Origin of the sequence: Streptomyces sp. NBC_00523, from assembly GCF_036346615.1 — a bacterium.
Taxonomy (GTDB): Bacteria; Actinomycetota; Actinomycetes; order Streptomycetales; family Streptomycetaceae; genus Streptomyces.
In genome coordinates this window covers 277240-302022 of the sequence record NZ_CP107836.1, presented here as the reverse complement: position 1 = coordinate 302022, position 24783 = coordinate 277240, and the positions used below count along the sequence as shown (strand labels likewise).

The window sequence follows — 24783 nt, the reverse complement described above, 5'->3', positions numbered from 1 at the left end:
GGTCACCGCGCTGCCATCCCCCTCACCCCTTCACGGCAGGGAAGTACCCCCATGCATGACGTCATCATCGCGGGCGCGGGCCCGGTCGGCCTGTTCGTGGCCGGCGAGCCGGCGCTGGCCGGCTGCACCGTCCTGGTCCTTGAGCAGGACCCGGATTCCGCCCCGCAGCTGAAGGCGCTCCCGCTCGGGCTGCGGGGCCTGAACGCCGGATCCGTCGAAACGCTCTACCGCCGAGGTCTGCTGGAGGCCGTGGCGAACGCCTCCGGCGTCGACCCGCGACGGCTCGGCGCCGACCGCGAGGCCACCGAGGCCCCCGCTCCCCGGGATCTGAGCCACTTCGCCGGGATGACCCTCGACGCGGCCGGTGTCGACACTGCCGCCCTGGACTTCCGGCTGCCCAGCCCGGCCATGGAGGGCTGTATGACGAGCTTGGAGGCCGTCACGACGGTCCTGGCCGCACACTCCCGCGACCTCGGAGTGGAGATCGTGCGCGGTGTCCCCGTCACCGCCGTCGCCCAGGACGACGACCACGCCCTTGTCACCGCCGGCGGCCAGGAGTACCGGGGGCGCTACCTGGTGGGATGCGACGGAGGCCGCAGCGCCGTACGCCGCCTGACCGGTTTCGACTTCACGGGCACCGAACCGCTGTTCACCGGCTACGTCGCCCAGGTCACCTTCGCCGGTCCCGGCCGGCTGCGCCTCGGGTTCAACCTCACCGACAACGGCATGTACTTGCGCACGCCTCTGGAAGGCCACCTGGGCATGATGGACTTCGACGGTGGCGCCTTCGACCGCTCGAAGCCGCTGACCCGCGAACACCTGCAGTCCGTCCTGTGCCGCATCTCCGGCACCGACGTGACCCTGGAAGCGGTTCACCTGGCCTCCAGCTTCACCGACCGCGCCATGCAGACGACGACCTACCGCAACGGCCGTGTCCTGCTCGCCGGCGACGCCGCCCACATCCGTTCGCCGCTCGGCGGCCAAGGACTGAACCTGGGCATCGGCGATGCGATGAACCTCGGCTGGAAGCTCGCCGCCGCCGTCCACGGCACCGCCCCCGAGGGCCTGCTCGACACCTACACCAGCGAACGCCACCCCATCGGCGCCGGAATACTCGACTGGTCGCGCGCCCAGGTCGCGACCATGAAGCCCGGACCCCACGCGCCCGCCCTGCGCACTCTGATCCACGAGCTGATGAGCACCTCCGACGGCACCACCCACGTCTATTGCCGGACCTCGGGCCTGTTCCACCAGTACGACCTGGGCGGCGGGCACCCGCTCGTGGGCCGCAGCGCCCCGGACTTCCGCTTCGAGGACGGCACCCGCCTCGGCCACCTTCTGCGCCACGGACACGGTCTCCTGCTCGACTTCACCGCCGACCAAGCGCTCAGCAAGGCGGCCCAGGCGTGGCAGGGCCGTATCCGGTACGCAGCCGGCCCCGTGCGGGACAGCCTCGGGCTGGCGGCCGTACTCGTCCGACCCGACGGGGTCGTCGCCTGGACCGGGGCCGGCCCCCATGCCCTCGAACAGGCGGCAGCCCGATGGTTCACCACGCAGGGCTGACGAGCGATCAACTCCCCGGTCCCGCAGGACTCGTCACCCCTGGGCGGCCTCTCCGAAGAAGTCGATGAGCCCGTGGGGCGCGCTCTCGCCGATGACCAGGTCCATGATCTCGTGGGCGTCGGCGAAGAAGGACGCGGAGCGCGGGAACATGGCCTCCTCGTAGACGGCGAGGGCCTTCTCGGCGTCGTCGGGGTGGGCGGCGATCGCCTTGGCGAGTTCCGCGCCGTCGAGCATGGCGAGGTTGGCCCCGTCGCCGGACGGCGGCATCAGATGCGCGGCGTCACCGATGAGGGTCACTCCGGGCACGCGGTCCCAGCGGTGCCCGTCGGGAAGAGTGTGGATCATGCGCGCGACCGGGGCGGTCTCCGTACCGGTGATCAGGGCCAGCAACTCGGGCGCCCACCCCTCGAATTCGGCCGCGATCCGTGCCGTACCGATGGCGCCGTCGCCGTCGGCACCCGAGTCTGCACCGCTTCCCGCTCCGGTGCCCGGAAGGCCGAGCTCCGCGACCCACTCGGCGGAGCGCGCCAGCTGCACGTACGTATGCAGGACCCCGCCCGCCTCGCGGTGGGCGGTGATCCCCTTGCCCGGCGTCAGCGCGTACATCGCGCCGGGGCCGACCAGGCGGGCCGTCGCAGGGTGCCGCTCGTCCACGTCGTGGAGGTAGGTCTCGATGAACGTCTTGCCCGTGTACGTGGGGCGCGCGTCGGAGACCAGGGGCCGCACCCGGGACCACGCGCCGTCGGCGCCGACGAGGAGGGCGCTGACGACGGTCGAGCCGTCGGCGAAGGACACCTCGTGTCGCCCGTCACCGAGGCACCGGACCCCGGTGACCTTGGCACCCCAGCGGACGGTGTCCTCGGGCAGCGAGTCGAGCAGGATGCCGCGCAGGTCGCCGCGGAGCACCTCCGGGCGGGTCTCCCCGTCGTCCCCGGGGATGTTGAGCAGCAGCTCCCCGTCCTGGTCGAGGATGCGGGCCGCGTCGGCGCCCTCATGGATGATCGCGCGGAAGGCCTCGGTCAGTCCGGCGGCGGCGAGCGCGAGCTGACCGCTTCCGGGGTGGATGTCGAGCTGGCCTCCCTGGGTCCGGGCGGCCGGGGATGCGTCGGCTTCGTAGACCGTCGCGGGGATGCCGTGGACGTGCAGGACGCGGGCCAGGGTGAGACCGCCGAGTCCGGCACCGACGATCGTGACGGGTGTGGTGTTCATGGCCCTGCCTTTCGGGGTTCAGGGTGCGGGGAGCGCGCGAAGCACCCGAATGGAACGGCGTTCCATCCATCTAGGGTGGAACGCCGTTCCATTCATGTCAAACTGTTCCCGTGACCACCAGGACCCAGCGAGCCGACCGACGCACCGAGGCGCTCTCGAAACAGCGCATCGTCACGGCGGCGATCGACATCCTCGACGAGGGCGGGGAGAAGGCGCTGACCTTCCGGGCGCTGGCGACGCGCCTGGCCACCGGGAGCGGGGCGATCTACCACCACGTCGCCGACAAGGACGCCCTGCTCAAAGCCGCGGTCGACGAGGTCATCGCCCGGGTCACGACCGGAACACCGGGCGACGGCGACCCCCGGAAAGCCGTACGGGCGGTCGCCCTCGGAGTGTTCGACATCATCGATGCCCGCCCCTGGGTGGGCACCCAACTCTCCCGCGAACCCTGGCAGGACGCGGCACTGCGCATCCTGGAAGGCTTCGGCGGGCCGCTCGATGCGCTCGGCGTCCCCGAGCACGCCCAGTTCGACGCCGCGACCGCGCTCCTCGGCCACGTGCTCGGCCTCGCCGGACAGTACGCGGCGGCCGCACGCCTCCTGCCGCCCGGTTCGGACCGGAATGCGGTCCTCTCGACGTTCGCCGGCCGGTGGTCGCGGCTGGCGCCCGAGGAGTACCCGTTTGTACGGCGCATGGCGGACCGGATGCCCGAACACGATGACCGGGCCCAGTTCCTCGCCGGGATCGACCTGCTCCTCACCGGGATCGCCGCCACCCCCTGACGCCGACGACCGCTCGTCATACGGGCTTCGCGCGAAGGTCAGCGGGCGGTGACGTCTTCGGTGGCTGCCGCTGCGAGGACTGCCTGCTCGCCGGTCTGGCGAGCACTGGTGTTCTTCGGGCCGCGCAGGGCGACGTGGACGAGCAGGGCGGCCATGACGGCGACGCCCGCCCACATCGCCTGCTGCCAGCCGTCGACGAAGGACTGCTGAGCGGCGTCGACCAGTTCCTGGGCGTGGCTGCCGGTACCGGGTGCGATTTCAACCGCGTTGGCGATGCCTTCGCGTGCGGTGTCGGCGGCGCCTCGGGGGATGCCGGCGAGTTTGCCGTCGATGGCGCCGCGGTAGCCGTTGGCCAGGAGGGCGCCGAGCAGGGCGACGCCCAGAGCGGTGCCGAGTTCGCGGGTGACGTCGTTCAGGGCGGAGGCCACGCCTTGCTTGGCGCGGGGGAGGGAGCCGGTGATCGCCTCGGTGGACGGGGTCATCGCCAGGCCCATGCCGATGCCCATGGCGAGCATGCCGGGCAGGATGGAGAGGTATCCGCCGTCCACGGAGACGAACAGCGCCATCAGAGCGAGGCCGAGGGCGGACAGGGCGATGCCGACGCTCATGGTGGAGCGGGCACCGGTCTTGGCAGCCATCTTGGGGGCCAGCCCGGAGGCGATCATCATCATGACGGCCATCGGCATCATCGCCACGGTGGACAGCAGCCCCGACCAACCGAGGACGGCCTGGAAGAAGGGGAAGAGGACGACGGCGATGCCGGCCTGGACTCCGAAGACGACGAGCAGGGTGACGGAGCCTCCGGCCAGGCCGCGCTCGCGGAAGAGGCGTACGTCCAGGAGCGAGGCATCGCGTCGGCGCAGTTCCCATACGACGAACACCGCTGAGGCGATCACGCCTACGGTGAGGCCGGCCAGCGTGACCGGGTCGGTCCAGCCGCGCTCGGGGCCCTCCTGCAGCACGGAGATCAGCCCGACCACGGCGACGACGGAGAGCAGCGCGCCGACGGTATCGAAGGGGTGCACTGCGTCCTCGCGGGAGTCGGGCACCGACTTGAACGTCATCACCAGGGCGACGGCGCCCAGGACGACAGGCAGCACGAACAGCCACCGCCAGTCGGCGACGTCCACCAGCAGGGCGGAGAGGAACATGCCCAGGATGCCGCCCCCACCGGCGACGCCGGTCCACACGCCGATGGCCTTGCCACGCTCCTCCTCGGGGAAGGTCGAGGTGATGACGGACAGCGTGATCGGCATGATCATCGCGGCGCTGACCCCGGCGGCCACACGGGCACCGATCATCACCGCGGCCGAAGGGGCGAGCCCGGATACGACGCCTGCCGCGCCGAAGACGACAAGTCCGGTGATCAGCATGGGCTTACGGCCCAGCCGGTCGCCGATCGCGCCGAGCGGCAGGAGCAGCGCGGCCAGGGCCAGGGCGTAGATGTTGATGATCCACAAGACGGTGGTCTGGGAGGCGCCCCACTCGACGGCCATATGGGTCTGGGCGACGTTCAGCCCCGACACCGAGGCGATGACGGCCATCAGCGCGATCGAGACGGTGACCAGGATCGCGCGGAGCTGCCGCGTGTCCGGCGCGCCCCCGTCGCTCGCCTGCTGAGGTGGCTGGTTGATGCTCATGTCTTCCTTCCGAAAAGGGCATGCGGGTTCGGCGCCGGAACAGGTCCGGTCGCGAAGGGTGAAGGTGGAGCGGGGCACCGGCCGCGGCCACCACGAAGAGTGGTGCCGCGGCGAGGGTGCGGGAGGGGTCAGGCGGGGAAGGTCCCGGCCGAGGCGGAGGTGAGGGCCGCTTCGGTGTCGGCGGTGGCGAGGACGGCGTTGATGTGGGCACCGGCGAGGGCGCCGGCCGCGGCGGCGGCCCCGACCTGGGCGGTCGGATCGGTGGCGTTGCCGGCCACCCACACCCCGGGGACGTCGGTGGTCCCCGCCATGGCGGAGGAGAACCGGCGCCCCATGGAGTCGGGCAGGTCCTCCATCGGCAGCTTCAGCCCGTCGAGGCCCTCGGTGCGGGCTTGCATCCGCGTGGCGACGGCGATCACCCGCCGGGCGACCACCGTTCCGTCGGCGAGCCGCACCCCGGACAGCGCGCCGTCATCGTCGACGATCTCGGTCACCGGAGTGTCGATGACGCGGATGTTGCGGGCGGCGAAGCGGGCGCGGGTGTCCCGGTCCACCTGCGTGCCGTTGGAGAAGTAGACCAGGTCGTCGGTGAGTTGCCGGAACAGCAGCGCGTGGTGCAGGGAGCCGGGGCCGGTCGCGAGGACCCCGATCGGCTCGTCGCGCACCTCCCAGCCGTGGCAGTAGGGGCAGTGCACCACGCCGCGCCCCCAGTGCCCGGCCAGGCCGGGCACGTCCGGCAGGACGTCCCGCAGCCCGGTCGCCACCAGCACCCGGCGCGCGCTCACGCGGCGGCCGTCGGCGAGCGCGAGGGTGAACCGCAGATCGTCGGCGACCGGCTCCGCGGGCTCGACGGAGGCGACCTCGCCGAAGACGACCCGCCCGCCGTAGTGGCGGACCTGCTCCCGGCCGCGCGCGAGAATCTCCGACGGCGCGGTGCCGTCCAGAACGATGAACCCGTGCATGGCCTCCGCCGGGGCGTTGCGCGGCGTACCGCTGTCGACGACGAGAACGGAACGCCGGGAACGCGCGAGCATGAGCGCACCGTTCAGACCGGCCGCACCACCGCCGATCACCACGACGTCCACCGTGCCATCGGGCCAGGAATCGCTGCTGTAGTACGAGGTCTGCGCAGGCATGTCGCGCCCCTTTCGTTCAGGCCCCCGGTTCCCCATCCGGCTCCGACACTAGGCCCGGTTTGCGAGAAAGGCATACACTGTTGCCTATGACGCAAGAAGATGGAGCGCTGGACGGCCTCGTACGCAAACGCATCCGGGCCCTGCGTGTCGCGCAGGGCTGGTCGCTGGAGGAGCTGGCCACCCGGGCCAAGCTGAGCCAGTCCTCGCTGAGCCGGATCGAGAACGGCCAACGCCGTCTCGCCCTGGACCAGCTCGTCACTCTCGCCCGCGCCCTGGACACCACGCTCGACCAGCTCGTGGAGAACGCCGCCGACGACGTCGTCGTCAGCCCGATGATCGACGGCGCCCACGGCCTGATGCGCTGGCCGATCAAGGGTGACCCCGGCATGAGCGTCATGCGGCAACGGATGACCGAGCCGCCGCCGGACAACCCCGCCCGGATGCGCGCCCACCCGGGCCGCGAGTTCCTCGTCGTACTCTCCGGCACGGCCATCCTGATGCTCGGCCACCGCCGCTTCCGCATCGAGACCAATCAGGCCGCCGAATTCCCCACGATGATGCCGCACGCGATCGGAGCCGAGGGCGGCCCGTGCGAGATCATGGGCATCTTCGACCGCGACGCCCGCCGCGGCCACCGCGACATCACCGACACGACCACCGACCGCGACGCCGCCGAAGCGCCCCGCCGGTAGGCGGCCTCGACGAGCTCACTGAAGTAGCTCGTCGAGGCCGCCATGGGCGCCCGGTCTGGAGCGGGCATACGCCCGTCAGCGCTCGTACGTACGCGGCCTCCGCCTCGCCGAGCAGCCCGGCCCTGGCGATGGTCGCCGGTGCACCGGGACGCCGGGGCTGCCGCCGCGCGTGTTTACCGTACGGCTCAGCCCGAGACGCTCACGGCCCGGCCGTAGCCCACGGTCGTGATCCGGTGCGCGGACTTGAGGTAGTAGTCGTCGGACGCCGGCAGCGCGGTGTCCAGGCAGCTGACGTACCGGTTGAACATGCAGAAGGACGCCGCGATGAGCACGGTGTCGTGCAGGTCCGCGTCGCTCGCGCCCGCCCGCCGGGCCTCCGCCACCGCCTCGTCGGAGACGGCCCGGGCCGCCGCCTGCACCTCGGCTGCCACAGCGAGCAGCGCGCGCAGCTTGGCGTCGATGGGGGCGGTCGCCGGGTCGGCGAGAACTGCCTCGACCAGAGCTTGGCCCTCCACCAGCTGTGCGGCGGCGAAGGCGGAGTGCGAACCGGCGCAGAACGGGGTCCGGTTGAGGTGGGAGACGTACGCGGCGATCAGCTCCCGCTCGCCCTGGGGGAGCGAGGCGGGCGCCCGCAGCAGGGTCTCGGCGAGGTGGTTCAGCGGGGCGGCGGTGTCCGGCCGGTTGGCCATCAGGCCGGTGATGCCGGGGAGGTCGTTGTCGAGCGCGATGTGCGTCATGGGAAGTCCTTTCGCGGCGAGGTCGGTGTGCAGGGGAGGGGATCAAGGGTGCCTGGGCCCGTGAAACCAGAGCGCCGGCGCCCGACGTCACGAACCCGCCCCCAGGAGAGGAAGCAGGCGGAGCGCCCGGAGCGGGGCATCAGGCGGAGGGGAGAAGCAGCTGCCGGAGTTCCGCAGTGCACATCATGTAGCCGTCAGGCGCCGGCAGATGTTCGAGGTAGTGGTCGAGGTCCGATGCCAGGGAGAAGACCCGTACCGGAGTGCCCATGGCGCGGGCGGACTCCACGACACTGCGTACACCGTCCAGGACCGCGGGGTGGCGGGTCCGGTAGGAGTCGGCGACCAAGTGGTTGCCCCGGTCGGCGGCGAGGTAGAACTGCACCAGGTCCTTGAGGCCCACGAACAGCTCACTGGCGCCGGCGGCACACATCGCGGACGTGGCGTGGACAGCGGAGGGCGTCTCGACGAACGCGGACAAGGGCGTGCCGTCGGGTAAGGCAAGATGATCTCTGAGCTGCGCGAACTCCGTCTCGTCGCTGACGAACGGCACCGACAGCCCCACGCGTTCCGCCTCGTCGCCGAGGCGTTTGCGCAGGGTCGCCAGCACCGTGTGGAGCGCGTCACGGTAGCCGGTGGAGCCGCGGAGCCAACGCGCACCGTGCAGGCCCATCTCCGGGTTGGGCTCGACGGCGACGGGGGCGGTCTCGGTGACGTCGGCCGCGTGGTCGGAACGCAGGTCGAGCATCCGCAGGACGAGTCGCTGACCGGGCAGAAGCGCTGTGACGAAGTCGCAGAGGCGTTCTCCGATGGCCTGCCCGTACGCGGTGATGGCCGCGGCGTCGCCGGCCATGGCGTCCAGCGGGCGCAGCCCCAGTGCGAGGCAGAGGAACTCCTCCCGGATGAAGAAGGACTCCACCCGTGCGGCATGGGGGCCGCAGGAGTTGATGGCCGTGATGTCCTGCAGGTCCGCGATGACGGCACACGCCGAACCGATGGCGTCCAGGGTGGAGTTGCCGGTCCCGGGCAGCGGGGCCGTCCGCGGTGCGACGACGATCGACGCGCTCTCCAGGTAGAGCGTCACCTCGCCGATCAGATCGGCGAGGTCCGCCTCGTCCACCCGGAGGACGGGAATTCCCCTGCCGCGGCACAGGGACTGCATGTGACCGGTGAGTCCGCCGGAGCCGCACACCACGGCCCGTGCGGCCACAATGGCGTCGTAGAGCCCCGCCTCCAGCGAAGACGCGACGAGGATGGCCCCCTCCTGTGCGCTTCGTGATCTGTTGCAGGTGCCCCGGAGAACACTTTCGGTACCGCCGGCCAGCAGTGTCCCCAGGATCCTTCGCCCGTTCCCGTTCAACTATTCCTCCGGAAGTTCGGCATGCTCCAGCCCCAATTGCCGACGTAGCTGTCGTGGTGTGACAGAAACGTTGTTGAGCCGTTCCACGGCCACCCGGTTGACGACCGCCCTGAGCAGGCGTTCATCGCGGGGGACGCCCGCAGGAAGCACGGGAAGACCGCCCATGGAGCGAATGCGGGCGTGCAGACGGGATTCCAGCGCCTCCCTCCTGTCGCGCTCACGGCTGGCAAGCCGCCGCACTTCCAGTTCCACAGACTCCTCCAGCGCTCCCCGAACCGCTTCCTCTGTGTTGCTGACATAGCTCCTGTACTGGGGGTGCCGTGCGGCGAGCTGGTGAAGGCCGTCCCGCCGCAGTTCAAGCTGCTCGACGACGTGGGCGGCGACGGCGACGGAATGGTTCTTGATGGCCGCGAGGTTGAACGCGAAGGCGCCGGTCCGACCGTGCCTGACGATCTCGTCGCCCTCCCTCGGCACACCGACGGCCGAGATCGGCCCGGCCGGATTCGCGTGGGAGTCCAGCAGCGTCCCGCACTCGTCGACCTCCACGCCTCGTCCGGTACGTGCGTGAGGGGTCGCGACGCCGCTTCGGACGAGGCTGCGCCAGAGCGGATGCCCGACCTTGGCGTAGTCGGACTCCCTGCCGAAGTTCGATACCACGAGGTCTGCCTCGAAGCTGTGCCGCTCATGCTGAGCGGCCAAGGAGACGGTCAGCCGCCCGGACGGCGCGGGGGTGATCTCCCGCACCCGGCCGACGACCAGTTCCACGCGCCCGTCCTCAGGCCGCATCGCTCGCTCGATGATCTCCATGGTGTACTCCACGGCCCCGACTCTCAGGGCCGCGATGCCGGTCGAGAACTCGTCCAGCAGGCAGCGCAGTTCCTCGCTCGGAATGAGGTCAATAGCCTCGGGAAGGTACGGTTCCCAAGCCTTCGCGACTCGTTCGGAGACGACCACGGTGTCGATCTCGGGGTGCCGTTCCCTGACGGACGAGCACGCCTCCTGCCAGGCAGTTTTGACACGAGCAAGGAATTCCTCGCGCCCGCGATAGGGCTCCATCAGGATGCCGGGGCGCGGCAGCCGCACGACTCCGTGTTCGTGGCCGCCGGGGTAGGTGCGGAACAGCGTTCCGGATCGGGACACCAGGCGTACGGGGCCGGTGTGCCCATGGCGCAGCAGCAGGCCGGCCGTGTCGTACGCGCTCAGCACGGAGCCCACGATGACCACAGAGGCATCCGCCGGGAGCGCGGTCAGTTCGCGGATGGCGGAGGCGGAGTACGGGTTACGGATGAACTGGGGGTGACCCGCGACGCCGGCCGCGAAGGGCGGCTCCCTGAGTTCGAGCCCGGTGGCGAGCACGACGTGGTCGGCGTCGAGCAGCAAGGTGTCCGCGAGGGGGCCGGGGCGCAGTCCCTCGGTCACATGCGGAGCGAGACCTCGCACGGTCACCTCGAAGCCGCGGTCGCAGCGGCGCGCATCGAGCGCTTCGCCGTCCGCTTCGACAAGGACTACCCCGGAACAGGACTCCCGAGCGGCCTCCGCCAGCCGGTCGTCGAGGTAGTCCTGGAAGATGCGGCGGGGGGCGGGGCCATGCTCCGTGAACGTCCAGGACGCCCAGCGCCGAGGCCACTTCCGGCGGTCGGCCTCCTGGTTGGCCCAGTTGACGAAATCGAGCACGTCTTCGCGGAACACCGACATCCGGCCCGCCTGGATATTGAAGACGTAGTCCCAGGGATTGCCGTCACGGTGGTAGGCCACTCCCGCCGAGCGGTAGTCCGCCCGCCGCTCGAGCAGGATGATCTCCAGCGGTCGTCTCGCGAAATGGAGCAGCCTGATCGCTGTGGCCGTGCCGGCCAGGCCCGCCCCCACAACAAGCACCCTGGGGCGCGCGCCCGCCTTGCTCATGAAGCCTCCCCGCCGTCCCAGGGGGCGCCCGTGCGCCGGCGGTCGCCGTCTTCGTCGACGGGAAGTCCCCTGTGCGGACATCAACTAGCTTGAGATACCGAGGTGTTGCGCGTACTTCTGACGCCGGAACAGGGCCGTGCACGATCGTGGCGCCGACGATACCCGAAGACACCGCAGCCGGCGGGGCGAAGCGGAACCCCTGAGAACAGCCAGCGGTTGAGATCGGTCGCGGAAGGGGTGTTGGTGTCGCGCACTCCTCCTTGCGGACGAGTGCGCTTCGCGGTGGTGTCTGTTTGAATCGATCGCTGGAGGGTCGGGGTCGTCGGGGGTGGCGTGTGCTGGGTGTGCTGCTTGAATTCGTTGTCGGCGGTGCGCTGAGTTGGGGTGATGAGAGGCGAAAGGCCAGGAAGAAGGCCCGGAGTTTCGAGGAGGGGGCAGAGGTCGGCTTCCTCGCCTGCGTCCTTGGCGACCGTCCGTACTGCCGGAATGAGGCGTTGGTTCACCTCTGGGCTACGGGTTCCATGCTCCATGTCACTCCGACGGAGTTCCGGGACCTTCACCGCAGTCCGCTTCCCGCGGCGCAGTGGGAACTGGTTCGGGTTCGATCGAAAGACCGTACGGATTCGAGGTTGGTGCAGAGCGGCTGGCAGGTGGTTGAGTGCCGTGACGGTGATGCTGTGGTGCTGGTCGGGTGTTCCCCGGATTCGATGCGGTACCTGACGGCTGTTGTGAACCCCGGGAGCAGCGGCTGAGGGCTGCGCTGTCCCGTAAACGATCTCGGTCTCGGGGCTGCCGGGGGTAGTCGGAGTGGTCGGCGTAAGGTGACGCGAGGTCGAGCAGGTCATCGCAAGGCCAGGTCTCGCCGCCGTACTGGCAGTCATCGCGGTTGTCCCACGGGAGTTCGGGGTCGCCCGTGGCAGGACCGAGGACGTGGCGGGAGAGCACGCGTCGCTTGGCCTCGACCTCCCGCAGGGCGCGAGCCGGGTCGTACGCCGCGACGTGCAGGGCGATCGTGGGATGGAAGCCGGAGAGTACTCCTCGGCTGAAGTCGACCGTGTGCCCGTGAGCAGTCCACTCCGCGCAGCCGTCACCGTCGCAGCGTCGGGCCAGGTCGGCCTCCTCGTCCAGCCGTGCGTGGAGGAACGTCACAAGGCCTTGGCTCATGGGTAAGGCCATCCGCGGAGCCTCGCGTGGGAAGACCGGCTACCTGGTCGGCAGGCTGTCGAGCGAGCAACGGAGCGAACTGCTCGATCTCCTCGGGATGATGGCCGAGAGCGAGTCCGACCCCGCACGCCGGGAGTTCCTGGAAGGATTTCCGGAAAGCTTCGGGCTCCTTGATGATGCGGTTCGACCTGTGCATCGGCCCGGCCGGACATCTGGCGCTTGAGCATCTTGGCCGTGCGGGACAGGCTCCGCACCCTTCTGATATCGGAGTGCGCACGGCCCGGGAGAGTGCCACAGTCACTGCCGTGACCTTGCTGAACGTGCTCGTCGACTTCGCCCGAACCGGCCGGATCGGGCCTTTGAACTGCGGAATGTCCCTGGTCGAGGCCGAAGAGCTCCTCGGCCCGGGGCGCCCGCACCCTGCCCACATCATGAAGGGGCCCGATATCGACGGCTACCCCTACTCCTGGAACGGGTTGCAGTTGGTGGTCACGCAGCGCGCCGTCAGCGGAATCTGGATCAACCTCCGGCCTGGTTCGACGGCCAGACTCCCGCCGCTCGTTCTGCCTGATTCCGAGTCCTTCGAGGCCACCGTGCTCCGCGAAGAACTGATCGCTGCCCTGGACACAGCAGGCTGCCACCACGAGGTCAACCCTGTCCTGACCTTCGGCGAGCAGTCGAGCATCATCACCCAGCCGGCCGAGGTCTGCACTGTCTTCAGCGTGCCTGGCCGGGACCACCACGTCCCGCACCGCGATCGGCACTACCTCGACGTAATGCACAAGTACACAGCTTGACAGCGGTGGTTCCAGATAAGGATCCGCGTGACATGGCCTTCGACCGCCCCGAGCTCCAGGGCATGGTCGGACCGACGATGACGGGATCGAGGTTGCCGTTGATGCCGGCGGCACGGGGATGAAGGCTGGGCGGATCGTCCTGTCGACCGGCGGCGAGCGAGTCCGAGAGATGTTTGCTCAATGAGGTCGCGCAGCCGCTGCACGCGGAGTCTGGATAGCGGACGGCGGTGTTCAGGGCGCACGCGGCCGGCTACGCCGTGTCCGCTCTCGTGGGCTGGAGCGTTCCGGGCCGACTGTCAGAGCCGTGATGCAGGATGAAGCGCATGATCCAGACTCTGCCCCTGGCCCTGCCGGACACCCTGGTGGACCACCACCGCCTTGACCTGACCGCCCTGTACTCCACGGGCTGGGGGCTGAGCCTCTTCGACCTCTCAGGGGCCCCGAACGGCGAGGTGTACGCCCTGTACGGCGTTTCCCGATATACCTACGGCGTCGCCGACGAGGAACGGGACCCGCAGACCGCGAACTTCGGATACACGATCATCACCCGGTACTCCCAGGAGGGCGAGCTCCTGGGCAGCGCGCAGTTCCGCACCGATGGCGCGGACGAGGGAGACTCGGGCGTCGCAGACGGCGGTGACATCGGCTTGTGTGTCCTGCCCGACGGGGTCCTCGCCATCACCGCAACGCCGGACAACACCACGCTCGTCGCTCCGGACCTGAGCCGGATTCTGGCCGTCTACGACTCGAAGGACGGGCGACCCTACCGCGAGTTCACTCCGGGCGAGGGCGACCCCTTCGCCGGGTCCATCAGCGTCACCCCGTCGGGCCGACTGCTGTGCACCCTCGCCGAGTACGGCGTGTGGGGATACGGCAACGTCCTCACCAACCTCGTCGGCATCGCCGAGGGATCCTTGACCGCCGAATCCAAGCCGGCCATCCGCGCGCTCGCTTCGCTCGACCCCGAACCGGCACGCCACAGCGCCGTCGACCTGCGCCCCCACGCCACGTACCAGGGCGCCCCTGTCGGCATGGCGAACCGCCCCCGCCCCGCACTCACCGAACTCGTCGCTGCCGAGGACCGCCTCTCGGGCTGGAACCGGTCCCACCTCGGCCGCCCGGTCCCGCTCTCCGACAGCCTCTTCGTCGTCCCCGTTTACGCCAAGACGTTCCGAGGTGGCAGCCGAGGCCAGCCCTTCGTCTTCGCCCTCGTCAACGACCAGGGCGAGATGACCGGACGACTCCACGGCCTGCATGAGTGGCGCGATTCGCCCTTCACCGGCTTCTGCTTCAACCTCGCCGCCGACCCGCACCGCGGCCACGCCTTCCACCTCAACCGCTACGGCCTCTACGCCTGGAACAAAGCAGGAGTACTCCGAGCCAAGCTGGACACCGACACCAAGACGTTCAAGGCACTGACCCACTTCACCCTCGGCTCCTGCGCGCCCAACGGCGACCTGCTGTTGGCCCACACCAAACAGCACCTGATCCTGCGCATCCCCGCGCCGGACGACCTGACCGACCTCGCGGCCGCGGTCGAGGAGGCACTGCGGGCGTACGCCCGACAGCGCACTGCCCTGAAGAAGCAGTGGGGCCCGGTGAACTGGCACTGGACGCACTCCGCGCCACTCCACCGGCTTTGACCATCCCAGCGACGGCCCTCCAGCCACCCTTCCCGCCCGGGGGCCCGGTTCTGTCCGACCCCGCTCAGAGGCGCCAGTGCCCGTCTCGGACCGAACCGGCCTGGCCCTGCCCTGACCCTCAACGACGCCCAGCGGTCGGACGAGGCGGTGGCCGAGTCGCTCACCGTAGTCACCGTCCATGCTGAGGCCACCGACCTCGGACGCTGGGCGGCCGGGCTGCGCGGCCTTGCCCAGTGGCTCGCCGACGGCCGTCCCGACCAGGGCTGGCGGCGCCGAGCCTGTCCGGGCTCGGTTCCGCGCGGCGATGCCCGGTGACCCCTACGCCGGCCCTGCCGGCTCCGGCGGAAGAGGCCCGACATCCTGCGCGTATCCGGGACGTCAGGCCGTTCGTTCGCTGCTCGCTACCGGGCCCTGGGGCCGGGGGCGGGCGGGGTGCGCGGTCGCAGGCGCTCCCCCTGCGGCCCGAACATGATCAAGTACTCGACCGGACCACCGGGGCCGGCGTTGGCGACCCCATGCGGATCGCGGGTGTCGAACTCGGCGACTTCCCCGGCGCTCAGGACGAGGTCCTGGTCGCCGAGTGCGAGCCACAGCCGCCCGTACAGGACGCACAGCCATTCCCAGCCGCCGTGGGAGACCTGCCGGGGCCGCGCGGGCGGCTCCTGGATGGCGGGCAGGACGTGTTTGTGGGCGTGCAGGCCTCCGACGTACCGGGTCAGCGGCAGCACCACCTTGTCGTCGCCGAAACGTTGGAGCGCGGAGGCGCGGGGCCCGGCGGCGGGAGCGGTGCCGGCCAGCTCGTCCAGGGAGACCTCGTACTCCTTCGCCAGCTGCAGCAGCATTTCCAGAGTGGGCTTGCGTCGGCCGGTCTCGATCCGCGACAACGTGCTCGGGGAGATGCCGGTCGCGCAGCTGACGCCGGTGAGCGTGGAGCCGCGGTCTTGACGTGCGGCCCGAAGCCGGCGGCCGATGGCCGCCGACGTGTCGGCCTGGTCATCGTCCGTCACCCGCTCCGCCCCCTTCCGGACGTGTCACTCCACCATCCTGCCCTGCAAGTTTGCCAGATTGGCAAGGGTGATCGCGGCGGACGGCCCCTGCGCCGCATGATCGATGCGTACCCGTGTCCACCCGTGAACCGAGAGAAGACCCGATGCAGCCCGAGCCGTCCGCCGCACTCCGTCACCGCACCGTCGAGGCCCCCGCCGGGCGCCTGCACCTGGTCGAGCAGGGAACCGGCCCGCTGGTCCTGCTCGTGCACGGCTTCCCCGAGTCCTGGTACTCCTGGCGCCGCCAGCTCCCGGCCCTCGCCGCGGCCGGCTACCGGGCGGTGGCGCTCGACGTGCGCGGCTACGGCCGCTCCTCCAAGCCCGCGGAGACCGATGCCTACCGGATGCTGGACCTGGTGGAGGACAACGTTGCCGTCGTACGCGCTCTCGGAGAGGAGAGCGCGGTGGTCGTCGGCCACGACTGGGGCTCCAACATCGCCGCCACCTCCGCCCTGCTCCACCCCGAGGTCTTCCGGGCCGTCGCCCTGCTGAGCGTCCCGTACGCGCCACCCGGCGGCCCCCGCCCCACCGACGTCCTCGGCCGGATCGGCGGCCCCGAGCAGGAGTTCTACGTCTCCTACTTCCAGGAGCCCGGCCGCGCCGAGGCGGAGATCGAGCCCGACGTGCGGGGCTGGCTCGCGGGTTTCTACGCTGCCCTGTCCGCCGACACCATGCCCGCCCAGGGCGAGCCCGACCCACACTTCGTCGCCCACGGCGGTCGACTGCGTGACCGTTTCCCCGCCGGCATCCTCCCGGGCTGGCTGACCGTAGACGACCTCGACGTCTACGCCGGAGAGTTCGAGCGCACGGGCCTGACGGGCGCCCTCAACCGCTACCGCAACATGGACCGCGACTGGGAGGACCTCGCCCCCCTCCACGGCGCCCCGATCAAGCAGCCGTCCCTGTTCATCGGCGGCACCCTGGACGCCTCCACCACCTGGATGTCCGACGCCATCGACGCCTTCTCCACCACCCTCCCCGGCCTGACCGCCTCCCACCTCCTGGAGGGCTGCGGCCACTGGATCCAGCAGGAACGCACTGAGGAGACCAACCGTCTGCTCACCAGCTGGCTCAGCTCCCTCACGGGCTGAACCGCCAGGCGCGGTGGCAGCGTGCTCCGCCGAGCAGTGAAGTGCGGGCGTCCGTGCGGAACGTACTGGGAACTCGGTGTCCGGTCGGGCTACCTGCCGTACGGTCTGCTCGCGAGGCCGACACCGAGCTAACGTGAGTCCGTCGCGAAAAGCGAAGTCCCGCGGGCTCTTCCGCAGGACATCGTTCGTACATCGATGCAGCGGGTTCTCATCGTTGAGCGTCTCCTCGCCGAGACCGGGGCACCCGTCCTCTCCCGGCGCCGACCACCGCCGACGCGTGTCGGCGTCAATCAGGAGCGCATCATGAACGAGACCATCGCCGTCATCGGAGCGGGACCGGGCGGCCTGACGCTCGCCCGGGTGCTTCAGGCTCACGGCATCGCCGCGACGATCTACGAGAGCGAGACCTCGGCGACGTCCCGTGCGCAGGGCGGCCTGCTCGACATCCACGAAGAGACCGGGCAGATCGCACTTCGGGCCGCCGGCCTGTACGACGAGTTCCTCGCTCCGGTCCGCCCGCTGCTCACCCCCGCCCGGCGGCCTGTCTACAGCGGAACCTGCTTCGTCGAGATCGCTCTCGCCCCGGACGGCCGGAACAATCGGGCGCGCGTCACCGCGATCGGCAGCGGGACGCTGATGGCGGTCGCACCGGGCAAAGGGATCATCGCCCATCGCTACGCCGACGGGCACCTGCGCGGATACGTGGCGCTGAACAAGCCCGAGGACTGGATGAGGTCGCTCGACTTCATCCAGCCCTCGGGCCTCCGCCGGATCGCCGACGAGTTCGACGGATGGTCGCCGCTGCTCACCGTCTTCGTGGCGGAGAGCGACGCAGAACCGTGGCTCCGGCCCATCCACGCCCTCCCCGTCGGACTCGCATGGGACAGAGTGCCCGGCGTGACGCTCGTCGGCGACGCCGCCCACCTGATGTCGCCCTTCGCCGGCGAGGGTGCGAACCTCGCCATGTACGACGGTGCCGATCTGGCCCGCGAGTTGGTCGAGCAACCCGACAACGAGGCCGCGTTCGCCGCCTACGAAGAGCGGCTGTTCCCGCGCAGCAGCGAAGCCGCCAGCCGCTCGGAGCGCAACCTGGAGGTCTTCTTCGGCGCGGAAGCACCGCGGAGTGTCGCCGCTCTGGTCGGCCGAGCCCGTCACATCGGGTGACAGAGCGACTGAGGAGCGTAACGGCAAGGCCGCCGGTGACCTGATTCTGGTGCGCACTGGACGCCACATGACGCCTACGCCGCGTGCGTTGGCCATGCGTACCGAGGTTCACGCTTTGGTGCAGCAGGCTCATCAGTTGCTGTCCGCCCAGACGGACCTCGACCTGGCGGGTCTGGAGCGGGTGTCCACCGTCCGCCGGCACGACGCTCTCACCAGCGCCTGCGGGACCGCTCTACCTGTGATCGAGGCGTACGCCGTCGGGGAAGAACCGCTTTCCGCCGCCGACCACGCTCGTGGTGATGAACAGGTGGTACTCGTCCACCAGTCCGGCCTTGATCGCCTGGGCCGCGAGGTTCGGGCCGTCGACGGTGAGGTCGTGATCGGCCACGGCCTTGAGATCACGTACCGCCTTCGGGTCGAAGGTCCGCTCGATCCGGGTCTTCGCGCTGGACACGGACTCAAGGGTCGAGGAGTACACGATCTAATGCGCGGCCTGCCAGTCGCGGGCGTATTGCAGGATGTGCGGTGGCTGGTCGGGCTCGGTGTGCGCGGTTTCCCAGTAGACCATCGTCTCGTACATCCGTCGGCCGTAGAGGTACGTGCCGACGGGGCGGAAGAGGTCGTTGATGAAGGTGTGCACCTCCGGGTCGTCGGCCCCCGTGCCGGGGCCGCCCTCCGCCTCGGCGTAGCCGTCGAGCGAGGTGACCATCGAATAGATGAGCTTTGCCATGCTGCTTCCTTCGGGTACGAGGGCGTCAGCCTGTGAGCGGCCGTACGGTGATAACTCCTGCGCGCCCCAGAACTCATCGATCGCCCGGCCGACCGCCCGCCCCGCACGACCGGAGCCCGCAACGGCCGACGGGCCCGCACCCCCGGGCCCCAGCGCCTACTCCAGCCCGAAGGCGTCCGCCAGCATGCCGTTCTGGGCCGCGAGCAGGGACTCCCCGTCGTGCCCCATGCCGGCGAACTGCCCCGCCACCTCCAGGCCCACCGCCCCGTGCAACTGCGCCCACACCAGCACCGCACCGGCCAGCGCAACGGCGGAAGCCCTGACGTCCCCCGCGGCGTCGGGCGCGTACTCCGCCACCCAGGACCCCACACCGGCGTCCGTCTCCAGCCACGCCGCCATCCGGTCCACCATCGAGGCCGCGTCGGCCCCCGGGGAACCGCCTGCGAAGACCGGCAGGAACGGTCCGAGCGCGGCACGCGCGCGCTCCAGGGTGTCGTCCGGGGCCACATACCCCGGTACCGGAGAGCCCTGGATCAGCAGATAGCGGTGCGGCTCGGAGACGGCCCAGGCGCGGTAGGCCCCGGCCAGTACGCGCAGCCGCTCGCGCGGGCTCCGGTCGCGCGCCGTGGCCGCCGCCTCGCCGATGGCCGTTGCGGCGTCGTCGTACGCGTCTCTGATCAGGGCGCTCAGCAGGTCGTCGCGATTGGCGAAGTAGCGGTAGAGGGCGGGCCCCGAGAGCCCCAGCGCCTTGGCGATGCGTGTGAGCGCGAGCGCCGCCGCACCACCCTCCGCGAGCTGGCGCAGCGCCACTTCCTTGATCTCCGCCCGGGTCTGCTCCCGGTACCTGGCCCGCGGCCCCTGCTGCGTCTCCGCCATTCTCGGCCCTCTCGCTAGGCACACTCACTTCCGTTACGGAGTCTAACAAGAACTCTTGCGATGGACCATTGCAAGAGTTACAGTCCATAACTAAAGCAATGCACAGTCACTCTCACTTACTTCGGGAGCCCTCATGACCACAACACGTGATCTCCACGTAGTCCTCGGCGCCGGCCCCGCCGGCACCGCACTCGCCGCAGAGCTGGCCGGCCGGGGCCACCAGGTCCGACTGGTGGACCGGAGCGGCGACGGCGGCGCCCCGGACGGAGTTCAGCGGTTCGCCGCCGACGCGTCGACCGCGGAAGGCGCGCGGGCCGCCCTCGACGGAGCGGCGGTCGCCTACCACTGCCTGAACGTCGGCTATCACCTCCAGGTCGAGGTCATGCCGCGCATCCAGCAGTCCGTCCTCGCGGCGGCCGAGACGGCCGGCGCGCGCCTCGTCGTCCTCGACACGCTCTACCCGTACGGCGAGACGCACGGCGCGGTGATGACCGAGGAAACCCCCTGGAACGCGACCTCCCGCAAGGGCCGCATGCGCGCGGAGCTCGACGCCCGCTACCTCGCCGCCCACGACGAGGGACGGCTACGCGTCGTGCTGGGCCGGTCCGCCGACTTCGTCGGCCCCGGAGTCCTCAACTCCACGCTCGGCGGCGCGGTGTTCCCGGCCGCGCTGACCGGGGGAGAGGTGCCGGTACTCGGCGACATCGAGCTGCCGCACAGCTACACGTACATCGGAGACGTGGCGGCGGGCCTGGCGACGCTCGGCGAGAACCCGGACGGCGACGGCCGCGTCTGGCACCTGCCCACGGCACCCGCGCTCACCACCCGCCAGATCATGGACCTGGTGGCCCAGCGCATCGGCCGCCCCCTGAACCTCACCGTCATAGCCGAGCCGCGCCCGTTCGGCCCGTTCGACGAGGTGTTCATGGCGGAGTACGCCGAGATGTTCTACCAGCACACGGAGGCGCAGATCGTCGACTCCACGGCCATCGAGAAGGCGTACAGCCTCACCCCGAACCCGATGCCGGCCACGGTCGACGCCACACTCGACTGGTACGGAGAACTGCTGGCCGCGCACTGAACCCGGCCCGGTCCGACCGATCCGATCGAAGGCGGCGCCCATAGCAGACACGGGTAGGCGTCATCCCTGCGTGTGCGGGGTGGAGGAGTGGTTGGTCTGGGCTTGGACTGCGCCCGGTTGCTGATTCTGCTGACCGTGCTGGCTCGTGCCGGCGTCTTCGGAGTCTGCGACAGGCGGTTCCCCGTCGGCTGCCGGAAGCCCGAGCCGCAGGGCGCGCAGATCGGGGATGATCATCTGGTCATCGTCTGTGATGCGGATGAGGCCCTCGTCGGCCAGGGCGTTGAGCCGTTCCCGGCCCTGCGGCACGAGCTCGTGAAAGGTTCCCTCGGAGACGGCCAGGGTGATGGGGCCGGTCAGCGTGGCGCTGTGGGACTCCGCGAGACGGACGAGAGCTCTGATGAGTGTGGCGCGTGGTCCCCTGCCCGTGCGCCTGCTCTGCTCGGCACTGGTGTGCGCGGTCGAGGCGAGCAGCGCGCGTACGGCCGAGGGCCGGTCGTTGATGTAACGGGCGAACTCCTGGTGGGGGACGACGACGGTGTCGCCGTTGCTCCAGTACGCGATGTACTCGTTGCTGAGCCTGCCCGTCAGCGCGTAGGCGTCGCCCACGACGTCGCCGGCGTTGCACACGCCGACGTTGAACGACCCGGCGAAGGTGCGGATCTTCCGCAGCAGCGTGCCGGACAGCACCAGGACCACACCTTGCCGGTGGGACAGCCCGTCGAGTTCCTGTGTGCGGTGCGGTCGCCCGAGGTGCAGCAGGTTGTCGTGGTCGTCGGGGGCGAGGCGGGAGAGGAAGGATCCGGGCAGATACCCGTCGTGGTGCGCACCGGGTGTCTGCGGCCGGACAGTGCTGCCGGGGACCGCCTGCGGGTCGAGTCCGGCCAGGACGCCTGCGGCCTGCTGGACCTGCCGGCCGATGGTGCGGCTGAACTCCTCCGCGCGGGAGATGGCCTGGTCGATGTTGGCGGTGAACTCGTGTGTGGCATCGAAGGGAACCAGGGCGATCGCGCCGGCGCCGGGACTGTGAGGGGGCGGGCCGGGCGGCTCGTCCCCGCGTAGCCGCGCGATCTCCTCGCGCAGACGGCGCGCGGTGATGATCAGCCCTGCGAGTACCGACGCGGCACGGTCGAAGTCACCGCTGGTCTTCTCCTTGTCACTTATCACGCGCTCGTGCTGGCGGACGGTCAGGTTCAGCAGAGTCTCCACTCGCACGAGCTCGTCACGGTCCACAGCGGCACGGCCGGCGACGGCGCTGCGGTCCACGTGTCGGCGCTGCACTTCGTCGGCCAGGATGACAACCCACACAGCCAGCACCGCGGACAGCGCGCTTGCAGCCCGCAATGTCTCCTCGGCCAGCGCCCTCGCCGCTTCGGCCTCGTCGAGCTGCCGCTGCTTGTCCACCAACTCCTGCAGCGCCTCGGCCCGGCCGGCCTCGGCGCGGGCGATGACGGCGGTCGCGGTGAGGACCGTGTTCCTGGCGTCGGCCGACAGCCTCGGGTCCAGGCCGGGGGACGGCCTGTCCCACAGCCGCTCGGCGGTGGCGAGCTGCCTGAGCCGGGCGTGAGAGTCGAGGTCCTTGGTGCACACCTCTACGACCTTCAGCACGAACGCCCTGTTCAGACCACGGCCGTTGAACCGGTCGGACAGCTTGTTCCTGCTCATGCCCAGCGGCCCGATCAAGTCCTGCTGGTGCAGCCCGGACTCGATGAGCAGCTTGCGGAGGAAATCCACCACATGCGGCTTCGCGTCGGGCTGGGGCGCCAGCTCCTTGAACGGACGACCCGGCCGCCCCGGCGAACGATCGCCCACCGCTTCCCCCTCCCGTGCCGCGCCCGGCGACTTATCCCGGGACAAAGGGTAAGCGCTCCCGCTTGGCCCGGCCGATACCGCAGGTCAGAGCGCGGAGGAACAACATCCCGCCGGGAAAAGGCAGACCACCACGCTGGGGCCTCCTACGGTGCGCATGCCGGATTCCCGGTACACCGGCCCGGCCGGTCACCTGCCGCCACCTGTGCGCGCTGAACAAGGAGTTGCCATGTCCACTGTGGTCCTCGACGAGGTGAGTACACGCTACGTGCGCTCGCAGCTCGCCCGTATGCGACGCGTCGACCTCGTGATCGCGATCGTCTTCTGGACCGCGCACTGCTTCCTGTGGCTGGTGATGATCGCCGCCGCGACGGACGCCGTGAGGCAGTTCCTCCAGCATCACAGTGGTATGGCGGTCGCCGCCGGAACCATCACCGGCGGCGCCTGCTTCGCCGTGCGGTGGTCCCACCGCGTATGGTCGCGCCGCAGGAGCCGACTGCTGCCCCCGCCCGCCCTCCCGCCCACCCTGATGAACTGACCGGACGTGCCCGCCGTACGGCGGGCACCCCACCAGACTGACGCGACTACGAAGCCGCCTCAGCGCCCTCGCGCCCAGAACAAACGTGGGATGCGGCCTGAGCATGATCAGAAGGGACGCCCTTGGTCCGCCCGTCAGAGCTGGGAGAGCTCGTCGACCAGGTCGTCCAGGCCCAGGGAGCCCTGAGAGAGGGCAGCCATGTGCCAGGCTTTCAGGTCGAAGGCATCGCCGCGGTGCTCTTTGGCTCTTTCCCGGCCGAGCAACCAGGCCCGTTCCCCGAGCTTGTAGCCGATAGCCTGCCCCGGCATTGTCAGATAGCGGATGAGCTGGCTCTCCACGTAGTCCGCCGGGCGGCTGCTGTGCGCGCTGATGAACTCCTGGGCGAGGTCAGGCGTCCACCGCTCGCCCGGGTGGAACGGGGAGCCGGCCGGGATTTCCAGCTCCAGGTGCATGCCGATGTCGACGATCACCCGGACCGCCCGCATCATCTGCGCGTCCAGATAGCCGAGCCGTTCCTCGGGGTCCTTCAGGAATCCCAGTTCGTCCATCAGGCGCTCGGCGTAGAGAGCCCATCCCTCGATGTTGGCGCTGACCATGCCGACGGTCGCCTGGTAGCGGGAGAGGTCTTCTGAGACGTGTATCCATTGGGCGAGCTGGAGGTGGTGACCCGGGACGCCCTCGTGATACCAGGTCGACACCAGGTCGTATACGGGGAAGCGGGTCTGTCCCATGGTCGGCAGCCAGGTGCGGCCGGGGCGGGAGAAGTCCTCCGAGGGAGGGGTGTAGTACGGTCCGCCGCCGCCTCCGGACGGCGCGATACGGGACTCCACACGCCGTACCCGGTCGGCGAGTTCGAAATGGGTGCCGTCCAGGGCGCTGATCGCCTGGTCCATCAGGCCCTGGAGCCAGTCACGGACCTTCTCCTCGCCCTTGACGTGCCGGCCCTGCTCACGCAACCGGGCCAGCGCTGTCCAGGGGGTGTTCGCGCCTGGCAGGACACGTTCGGCCTCGGTCCGCATCTCGGCGAGCAGACGATGGAACTCCGACCAGCCGTAGGCGTATGCCTCGTCGAGGTCGAGGTCGGTGCCGTTGTAGTAACGGGCCCAGCGGGCGTAGCGCTCGCGGCCGACGGTGTCCGGGGCGCCTTGGACGGCGGGTTCGTATTCCTCACGGATCCAGTCGCGCAGTCCGGTGAGGGCGGCGGTGGCGGCACGGGCCGCCTCGCCCAGCTCGCCGCGCAGCGCGTCGGGACCGGCGGTTGTGAAATCTTCGAACCACCCTCGCCCTTGGCCATCGGTGTCGACCCACTGATCGAGCTGGTCGGCGAAGGTGGCGGTGGGCCGGGGGGCCGCGTACAACTCGCGTTCGAGTCCGAGGGCCAGGCTCTCGCGGTAGCCGGCCAGCGCCCGGGGCACGGCCCGCAGGCGCTCGACGACGGCCGTCCAGTCCTCCTCGGTCCCGGTCGGCATCGCCGTGAAGACGTCGCGGACGAAGTGGGGTGGCGTCGCTATATTGCCTACGGCCCGCAGGTGTTCACCGGCCGAGTGAACCGCGAGTTCCGCAGTGAGGCGTTCGCGCAGCAGACGAGCGCAGCGGCGCTCGGTCCCGCTGTCGGCACCGGGCAAGCGCTCAGCCTCGGTGAGGCGCGCGAGGGTCTCACGCGCGAGCGCCGCGAGGGCGTCCGCGCCGGCCGGTGAAAGGTCGGGCAAGCGGGTGGAACTCTTCGGCACGCCGAGGAACGTACCCGTGATCGGGTCAAGCTCGATGAGGGCTGTGACGTATGCGTCGGCGACTTGGCGAGGAAGCGGGTTGTCGATCTGCGTCATGCG

At 70.2% G+C, this 24783-nt stretch carries 21 protein-coding genes and 2 pseudogenes; 11 read left to right on the top strand and 12 right to left on the bottom strand.

The genetic code is table 11. The features are described from left to right. Positions 1–51 precede the first annotated feature (51 nt). Complete coding sequence (locus tag OHS17_RS01480; protein ID WP_330310673.1) at positions 52–1563, top strand: FAD-dependent monooxygenase; 1512 nt, start codon at positions 52–54, stop codon at positions 1561–1563. Between the two features lie 33 nt (positions 1564–1596). Here OHS17_RS01480 and OHS17_RS01475 read toward each other — a convergent pair whose 3' ends face one another. Next, the gene (locus OHS17_RS01475; protein WP_330310672.1) at positions 1597–2772 is read right to left on the bottom strand and encodes an FAD-dependent oxidoreductase; all 1176 of its coding nucleotides are present in this window, start codon (positions 2770–2772) and stop codon (positions 1597–1599) included. A 110-nt stretch (positions 2773–2882) separates the two neighbouring features. Here OHS17_RS01475 and OHS17_RS01470 point away from each other — a divergent pair, with 110 nt between their 5' ends. Continuing rightward, the gene (locus OHS17_RS01470; RefSeq protein WP_330310671.1) at positions 2883–3554 is read left to right on the top strand and encodes a TetR/AcrR family transcriptional regulator; all 672 of its coding nucleotides are present in this window, start codon (positions 2883–2885) and stop codon (positions 3552–3554) included. 38 nt (positions 3555–3592) lie between these two features. On the opposite strand, the gene OHS17_RS01465 is transcribed toward OHS17_RS01470, so the two are convergent. Together OHS17_RS01465 and OHS17_RS01460 are read right to left on the bottom strand one after the other, a co-directional pair. Further along, the gene (locus OHS17_RS01465; RefSeq protein WP_330310670.1) at positions 3593–5194 is read right to left on the bottom strand and encodes an MFS transporter; all 1602 of its coding nucleotides are present in this window, start codon (positions 5192–5194) and stop codon (positions 3593–3595) included. 128 nt (positions 5195–5322) lie between these two features. Then, a complete protein-coding gene (locus OHS17_RS01460) occupies positions 5323–6330 on the bottom strand; it encodes an NAD(P)/FAD-dependent oxidoreductase (protein WP_330310669.1) in 1008 nt (335 codons plus the stop codon). A gap of 86 nt (positions 6331–6416) precedes the next feature. Here OHS17_RS01460 and OHS17_RS01455 point away from each other — a divergent pair, with 86 nt between their 5' ends. After that, positions 6417–7022 (top strand): helix-turn-helix domain-containing protein, encoded by a 606-nt coding sequence (locus OHS17_RS01455; protein WP_330310668.1) that lies wholly within the window; start codon positions 6417–6419, stop codon positions 7020–7022. Positions 7023–7207: 185 nt separating this feature from the next. Here OHS17_RS01455 and OHS17_RS01450 read toward each other — a convergent pair whose 3' ends face one another. The 4 genes from OHS17_RS01450 to OHS17_RS01435 form a co-directional block, all read right to left on the bottom strand. Next, positions 7208–7759: a carboxymuconolactone decarboxylase family protein gene (locus OHS17_RS01450; RefSeq protein ID WP_330310667.1), complete on the bottom strand. Its 552-nt coding sequence runs from the start codon at positions 7757–7759 to the stop codon at positions 7208–7210. A gap of 139 nt (positions 7760–7898) precedes the next feature. After that, positions 7899–9116, bottom strand: coding sequence for a putative PEP-binding protein (locus OHS17_RS01445; protein WP_330310666.1), 1218 nt, complete (start codon positions 9114–9116; stop codon positions 7899–7901). Beyond that, positions 9117–11018 (bottom strand): FAD/NAD(P)-binding protein, encoded by a 1902-nt coding sequence (locus OHS17_RS01440; protein ID WP_330310665.1) that lies wholly within the window; start codon positions 11016–11018, stop codon positions 9117–9119. It lies immediately after the preceding gene. Between the two features lie 531 nt (positions 11019–11549). Beyond that, positions 11550–12182 carry a DUF6221 family protein gene (locus tag OHS17_RS01435; protein ID WP_330310664.1) on the bottom strand — a complete coding sequence of 211 codons (633 nt, stop codon included), beginning with the start codon at positions 12180–12182 and terminating at the stop codon, positions 11550–11552. Between OHS17_RS01435 and OHS17_RS01430 the strand changes: the two genes are divergently transcribed. From OHS17_RS01430 to OHS17_RS01420, 3 genes are all read left to right on the top strand, one after another. Next, the gene (locus OHS17_RS01430) at positions 12181–12405 is read left to right on the top strand and encodes a hypothetical protein (RefSeq protein WP_330310663.1); all 225 of its coding nucleotides are present in this window, start codon (positions 12181–12183) and stop codon (positions 12403–12405) included. The genes OHS17_RS01435 and OHS17_RS01430 overlap by 2 nt on opposite strands. An 82-nt stretch (positions 12406–12487) precedes the next feature. Next, positions 12488–12979 (top strand): hypothetical protein, encoded by a 492-nt coding sequence (locus OHS17_RS01425; RefSeq protein ID WP_330310662.1) that lies wholly within the window; start codon positions 12488–12490, stop codon positions 12977–12979. A 323-nt stretch (positions 12980–13302) separates the two neighbouring features. Then, entirely contained in the window at positions 13303–14622 is a 1320-nt protein-coding gene (locus OHS17_RS01420; protein ID WP_330310661.1) for a hypothetical protein, read from the top strand. Between the two features lie 401 nt (positions 14623–15023). Here the strand turns inward: OHS17_RS01420 and OHS17_RS01415 are convergent, their stop codons facing one another. Beyond that, positions 15024–15629, bottom strand: a complete 606-nt coding sequence (locus OHS17_RS01415) for a helix-turn-helix domain-containing protein (protein WP_330310660.1) — start codon at positions 15627–15629, stop codon at positions 15024–15026. 143 nt (positions 15630–15772) lie between these two features. Here OHS17_RS01415 and OHS17_RS01410 point away from each other — a divergent pair, with 143 nt between their 5' ends. The 3 genes and pseudogenes from OHS17_RS01410 to OHS17_RS01400 form a co-directional block, all read left to right on the top strand. Next, entirely contained in the window at positions 15773–16759 is a 987-nt protein-coding gene (locus tag OHS17_RS01410) for an alpha/beta fold hydrolase (protein WP_330310659.1), read from the top strand. Positions 16760–17062: 303 nt separating this feature from the next. Further along, the gene (locus OHS17_RS01405; RefSeq protein WP_330310658.1) at positions 17063–17923 is read left to right on the top strand and encodes an FAD-dependent oxidoreductase; all 861 of its coding nucleotides are present in this window, start codon (positions 17063–17065) and stop codon (positions 17921–17923) included. Between the two features lie 25 nt (positions 17924–17948). Next, positions 17949–18158, top strand: a pseudogene (locus OHS17_RS01400) (LysR family transcriptional regulator); the annotation flags it as partial. Between the two features lie 6 nt (positions 18159–18164). On the opposite strand, the pseudogene OHS17_RS01395 reads toward OHS17_RS01400, so the two are convergent. Together OHS17_RS01395 and OHS17_RS01390 are read right to left on the bottom strand one after the other, a co-directional pair. After that, positions 18165–18653, bottom strand: a pseudogene (locus tag OHS17_RS01395) (dihydrofolate reductase family protein); the annotation flags it as partial. A 156-nt stretch (positions 18654–18809) separates the two neighbouring features. Next, on the bottom strand, positions 18810–19529 hold the full coding sequence (locus OHS17_RS01390; RefSeq protein WP_330310657.1) for a TetR/AcrR family transcriptional regulator: 720 nt from the start codon (positions 19527–19529) through the stop codon (positions 18810–18812). Between the two features lie 133 nt (positions 19530–19662). Here OHS17_RS01390 and OHS17_RS01385 point away from each other — a divergent pair, with 133 nt between their 5' ends. After that, positions 19663–20610 carry an NAD-dependent epimerase/dehydratase family protein gene (locus OHS17_RS01385; protein WP_330310656.1) on the top strand — a complete coding sequence of 316 codons (948 nt, stop codon included), beginning with the start codon at positions 19663–19665 and terminating at the stop codon, positions 20608–20610. 60 nt (positions 20611–20670) lie between these two features. Here OHS17_RS01385 and OHS17_RS01380 read toward each other — a convergent pair whose 3' ends face one another. Beyond that, positions 20671–22419, bottom strand: a complete 1749-nt coding sequence (locus tag OHS17_RS01380) for a hypothetical protein (RefSeq protein ID WP_330310655.1) — start codon at positions 22417–22419, stop codon at positions 20671–20673. A 226-nt stretch (positions 22420–22645) separates the two neighbouring features. Here OHS17_RS01380 and OHS17_RS01375 point away from each other — a divergent pair, with 226 nt between their 5' ends. Further along, positions 22646–22954: a hypothetical protein gene (locus OHS17_RS01375; protein ID WP_330310654.1), complete on the top strand. Its 309-nt coding sequence runs from the start codon at positions 22646–22648 to the stop codon at positions 22952–22954. Positions 22955–23088: 134 nt separating this feature from the next. On the opposite strand, the gene OHS17_RS01370 is transcribed toward OHS17_RS01375, so the two are convergent. Then, positions 23089–24780, bottom strand: coding sequence for a DUF885 domain-containing protein (locus OHS17_RS01370; protein WP_330310653.1), 1692 nt, complete (start codon positions 24778–24780; stop codon positions 23089–23091). Positions 24781–24783: the final 3 nt, after the last annotated feature.